Origin of the sequence: Rhodococcus sp. GA1 (genome assembly GCF_024321955.1) — a bacterium.
In the GTDB taxonomy this organism is placed as follows: domain Bacteria; phylum Actinomycetota; class Actinomycetes; order Mycobacteriales; family Mycobacteriaceae; genus Rhodococcus; species Rhodococcus pyridinivorans.
The window spans coordinates 1-4,242 of record NZ_CP097189.1; the positions used below are offsets into that span (position 1 = coordinate 1).

At 67.1% G+C, this 4,242-nt stretch carries 5 protein-coding genes; 3 read left to right on the forward strand and 2 right to left on the reverse strand.

The genetic code is table 11. The features are described 5' to 3' along the window. Complete coding sequence (locus M3330_RS24410) at nt 1-879, forward strand: replication initiation protein (protein WP_225223596.1); 879 nt, start codon at nt 1-3, stop codon at nt 877-879. Further along, nucleotides 876-1,205, forward strand: coding sequence for a sigma factor-like helix-turn-helix DNA-binding protein (locus M3330_RS24415; protein WP_052227183.1), 330 nt, complete (start codon nt 876-878; stop codon nt 1,203-1,205). The genes M3330_RS24410 and M3330_RS24415 overlap by 4 nt, the downstream gene beginning before the upstream one ends. Before the next feature lie 169 nt (nt 1,206-1,374). Here M3330_RS24415 and M3330_RS24420 read toward each other — a convergent pair whose 3' ends face one another. Next, nucleotides 1,375-1,926: a hypothetical protein gene (locus M3330_RS24420; RefSeq protein WP_220667258.1), complete on the reverse strand. Its 552-nt coding sequence runs from the start codon at nt 1,924-1,926 to the stop codon at nt 1,375-1,377. 157 nt (nt 1,927-2,083) lie between these two features. Between M3330_RS24420 and M3330_RS24425 the strand changes: the two genes are divergently transcribed. Beyond that, on the forward strand, nt 2,084-2,290 hold the full coding sequence (locus M3330_RS24425) for a hypothetical protein (protein WP_039584155.1): 207 nt from the start codon (nt 2,084-2,086) through the stop codon (nt 2,288-2,290). A 252-nt stretch (nt 2,291-2,542) separates the two neighbouring features. Here the strand turns inward: M3330_RS24425 and M3330_RS24430 are convergent, their stop codons facing one another. Then, on the reverse strand, nt 2,543-3,787 hold the full coding sequence (locus tag M3330_RS24430) for an IS256-like element IS1164 family transposase (protein WP_255026428.1): 1,245 nt from the start codon (nt 3,785-3,787) through the stop codon (nt 2,543-2,545). Nucleotides 3,788-4,242 lie beyond the last annotated feature (455 nt).

Genomic DNA, 4,242 nt, shown 5'->3' on the forward strand with positions numbered 1-4,242 from the left:
ATGACGATGGGGGAATTGCTCACCGACGAGATCTGGGGGCGGGAGGTCCTGCTGCCGTATCGGCCGCATGCGACGAACGATCTCCGTGCCGGGCAGTACCGCTACAGCCGCGACGAGGCACTGACGATGCGCTACATCGAGCACTCGCCTCACGCGTTGCTCGGCTCGATCGTCATCGACTGCGACCACCCGGATGCGGCGATGCGGGCATTCGAGCAGCCGTCCGACCATCCGGCCCCGAACTGGGTCGCGCAGTCCCCGTCAGGGCGGGCGCACCTGGGCTGGTGGCTGGCCGGCCCCGTCTGCCGCACCGACTCCGCCCGGCTGCAACCGCTGCGCTTCGCTCATCGCATCGAGCGGGGTCTGTGCATCTCCGTCGGCGGGGACTTCGCTTACGGCGGGCAGCTGACCAAGAACCCGATCCACCCCGATTGGGAGACCATCTACGGCCCGTCCCGGCCCTACGAGCTGCGCGACCTCGTCACCGTCCACACCCCACGTCAGGCGCCCAGGAAGCCCGAGAAGGCGGTCGGGCTCGGCCGCAACGTGACCATGTTCGATACCGCCCGCACCTGGGCCTACGGGCAGTGGTGGCACCACCGGCACGACGGTCTCGATGCCTGGCTGATGCTCGTGCTCCAGCACTGCCACGCGATCAACACGCAGTTCACCGCCCCACTTCCGTTCGTGGAGGTCAGGGCCACCGCCTACTCCATCGGCAAGTGGATCTGGCGCAACTTCGACGAACAGGCCTACCGCGCCCGACAAGCCCACCTCGGCAGCAAAGGCGGCAAGGTCGTCTCCCCTGCGAAGATCGAAGCCAACCGTCAACGGCGTCTGAAGGTAGACCGCACGGTGGCGTTGGAGGTTCTGCGATGAGCAAGCACATCCCCGTACGGAAGCGGCGAGGAGCGGAGGTCCCGGCGCGGAGGACGATGACCGCCCGCGAAGGCGCCGAGAGGTTGGGCGTATCCCCACGCACCATCCAGCGCATCATGGCTGAGCCTCGGGAGGAGTTCCTCGCCCGTGCTGCCGAACGTCGTCAGCGGGTGCTGGAGTTGCGTGCTCAGGGCCTCAAGCTGCGCGAGATCGCCGAGCAGGTCGGAATGACGACCGGCGGGGTCGGCACGATCCTGCACCACGCCCGCAAGGCGGCAAAGGCTCGCGAAGAAACGGCGAAGGCCGACGTCGGCGCCGACACCTGAGCAACGGCAAACCACTGCTGCGGCTGGCCCCAATCGCAGCACACATACGAACCAGCTTCTTCACTGGCACAAGCATTTTGGGCAACCTATGTTGACGCATCGACCGAGGGCAAGGCAGCGCGAAGCGGTGCCGCGGCAGCCCGTTTTCGGGGTGGGGTGACCGGTTCTGTCAGCGGCCCTTCTTCGCCTTTTTCCGTTCGAGGGCTCGCCGCTGCTGCCGGGACAATCCCGCAGTTTCCGGCGGCGGTGGGGCGGTCTCCCGGAGGTACTGATCGAGGTAGTGGGCCAGCTGCACCGCCGCCTTGTGCAGCGGCGGGGGGTACTCACGCTCGGGATGGCGACGGAACGCGATCGAGCCGCTGAACGATTCGAGGACTCTCGCCAGCAGCTCTGGGTGCCGTATGACGTGCTCGACCACCTCGTGGTCCTCGAGGTACCTCGCCGGCGTGGAGGGCACCGTTTCCCGCCAGTCGGGCACCCGGACTTCGACGGGTTTTTCCACGATCCGGGTCTGCCGGACCACCTTCACCCCGACCGCTCCGCTGCGTGATGCCTTGCGGGCGCTGTACGCGTCGCGGCGGCATTGGTCGCTGCACCACACCCTCGGCCGGCCCGCCCCGGCGTGCTGAGGGACAGGGTTTGCGCACCACGGGCACATGCCCGGATCGGCGTCATCTGCGCTGGTTGCGGGGCTGTCGGTCGGCGTCGGCGGGGTCGTCACGAGGCAGAATCCTATTTCGTCGCGCCAAAATTGCAGCTTTAGTGCAAGAGGTGTGTGGGCGTTTTCGGTCGCGCAGGATCGACATCGCTGGTGTCGGCGGGTGTCTGTCGGCGGGATCGCCGACGATGACCAGGACTGATCCAGGAAGGTGGCGGGCATGACCACGACTGCGTTCACTCAGGGCTACGACGCCGGATACGCCGAGGCCGTCGAGCGGCAACGACTCGGAGACGCCGACACCGCCCACGACGCTTCGACGTGGTTCACCGCCCCGGTCGGGCAGCCCCACGTCGAGGAGTACGAACGTGGGTTCTTGGCAGGGTTCGCCGACTACATCGAGGCCACCCGGCCCGGCCGGCCCTGACGTCGCGCCACCGCGCCCCACAACACGCCCTGAGCGCCCCGCTGACGCACTGAACCAACCTCGGGCACTTGTCCCCCGGCCTCACACGTGTGAGGCCGCTACAGCCGCTCCCGCCGGATCGGGCGAACCACGCCCCGCGACGACACCCGACGGGGGACACACCTCTTGCAGTTCCACTCACATCCGGGACAGGCCGGGGTCAAGTCCCGTGAGGTGGTGTACGACGTCGTCGCGTGATTCCTCGTCGGTGGATCAGGCGGTCAAGGCCGGTGTCACCTCCTCGGTGCCCTCGGTGACACTGTCGGCGGGCTTGCCGGTGCGGGAGCGGGCGAGTACGTCGAGGCCGAGGTAGCGGCGGCCTTCGATCCACTCGTCGTGCTGCTCGGCCAGCACCGCCCCGACGAGTCGGATCAGAGCGGTGCGGTCCGGGAAGATCCCCACCACGTCGGTCCGGCGGCGGATCTCCTTATTGAGGCGCTCCTGCGGATTGTTGCTCCAGATCTGTTTCCAGATCTGCTTCGGGAACGCGGTGAACGCCAACAGATCCGACCGGGCGGCGTCGAGGTGATCGGCCACCTTCGGCAGCTTCTCGGTGAGTGCATCGATGATTCGATCGTATTGTGCGTGAACGGAATCCGCGTCGGGCTGGTCGTACACGGAGTGCAGCAGTGTCTTCACCCAGGGCCACGACGACTTCGGTGTGACGGCCATGAGGTTCGTCGAGTAGTGGGTGCGGCACCGCTGCCAGGAGGCGCCGGGCAGGGTTGCGCCGATCGCCGCGACGAGGCCGGCGTGGGCATCGGAGGTCACCAACCGCACCCCGGACAGGCCGCGGGCGACCAACCCGCGGAAGAAGGTCAGCCAGCCGGCGCCGTCCTCGGCGGAGGTGACGTCCAGCCCCAGGATCTCGCGGTAGCCGTCGGCGTTGACCCCGACCGCGACCAGGGCGTGCACGTTCACCACCCGTCCGTTCTCGCGGACCTTGAGGACCAGGGCGTCGGCGGCGACGAACGTGTACGGGCCCGCATCGAGGGGTCGGTTCCGGAAGGCCTCGACCTGGGTGTCGAGGTCTTTCGCCATCACCGAGACCTGCGACTTCGACAGCGAGGTGATCCCGAGGGTATCGACGAGTTTCTCCATCCGCCGGGTCGAGACCCCGAGCAGGTAGCAGGTCGCAACAACCGAGGTCAGGGCTCGTTCGGCCCGCTTGCGCCGTTGCAGCAGCCAGTCCGGGAAGTACGAGCCGGACCGCAGCTTGGGGATGGCCACGTCGAGGGTGCCGACGCGGGTGTCGAAGTCGCGGTGCCGGTAGCCGTTGCGAACGTTGACGCGTTCGTCGGAGCGTTGGCCGTAGTCGGCGCCGCACAGGGCGTCGGCCTCGGCGCCCATCAGGGCGTGGATGAACATCGTCAGCAGCTCGCGCAGCAGGTCGGGGCTGGCGCCGGTGAGTCGGTCTTCGACAAGCTGGCGGAGGTCGATATCGTGGGCAGTGGTCATCGCGTGCTCTTTCGTCGAGTCGAGTTGGTAGCTCTCTCGAAGAATCACGCGGTGACCGTCTTTCGTCCGGTTACGACACGCCGGTCATCGGATCCGATCCGGCTCGTACACCATCCTGATGGACGCAACCCAGGCCGGCCCATCGGTACGCCCACTGCCCCCCGAACCGACACCGTTCTGCCGCACTCGACAGCCGTACCCGGCTTACCTCCCGCACCCCGGACGGCACCGCACCGTCACGTGCCACCCGACTGCCTGTGGTCCCGACCCATGCACGAGACGACTCACCCGACACATCTCATGCATCACGGATGCGACCGCGGAAATCCGCCGGGTTTATGGCCCCGGCAGGGATCGGTGAGTGGTGTAAACCCCCAGGAAAAAATCGGGATACCTGATATGGCTTGGTGTGTCGTACGTAAAAAAATGATCTTTTTTGTGCGAGAGTGTCCGGC

What these genes read in the sequence shown, in the direction of transcription:
- M3330_RS24410 (WP_225223596.1), top strand. Translation starts at nt 1, where the DNA reads ATGACGATGGGGGAATTGCTCACCGACGAGATCTGGGGGCGGGAGGTC.
- M3330_RS24415 (WP_052227183.1), top strand. Translation starts at nt 876, where the DNA reads ATGAGCAAGCACATCCCCGTACGGAAGCGGCGAGGAGCGGAGGTCCCG.
- M3330_RS24425 (WP_039584155.1), top strand. Translation starts at nt 2,084, where the DNA reads ATGACCACGACTGCGTTCACTCAGGGCTACGACGCCGGATACGCCGAG.
- M3330_RS24430 (WP_255026428.1), bottom strand. Translation starts at nt 3,787, where the DNA reads ATGACCACTGCCCACGATATCGACCTCCGCCAGCTTGTCGAAGACCGA.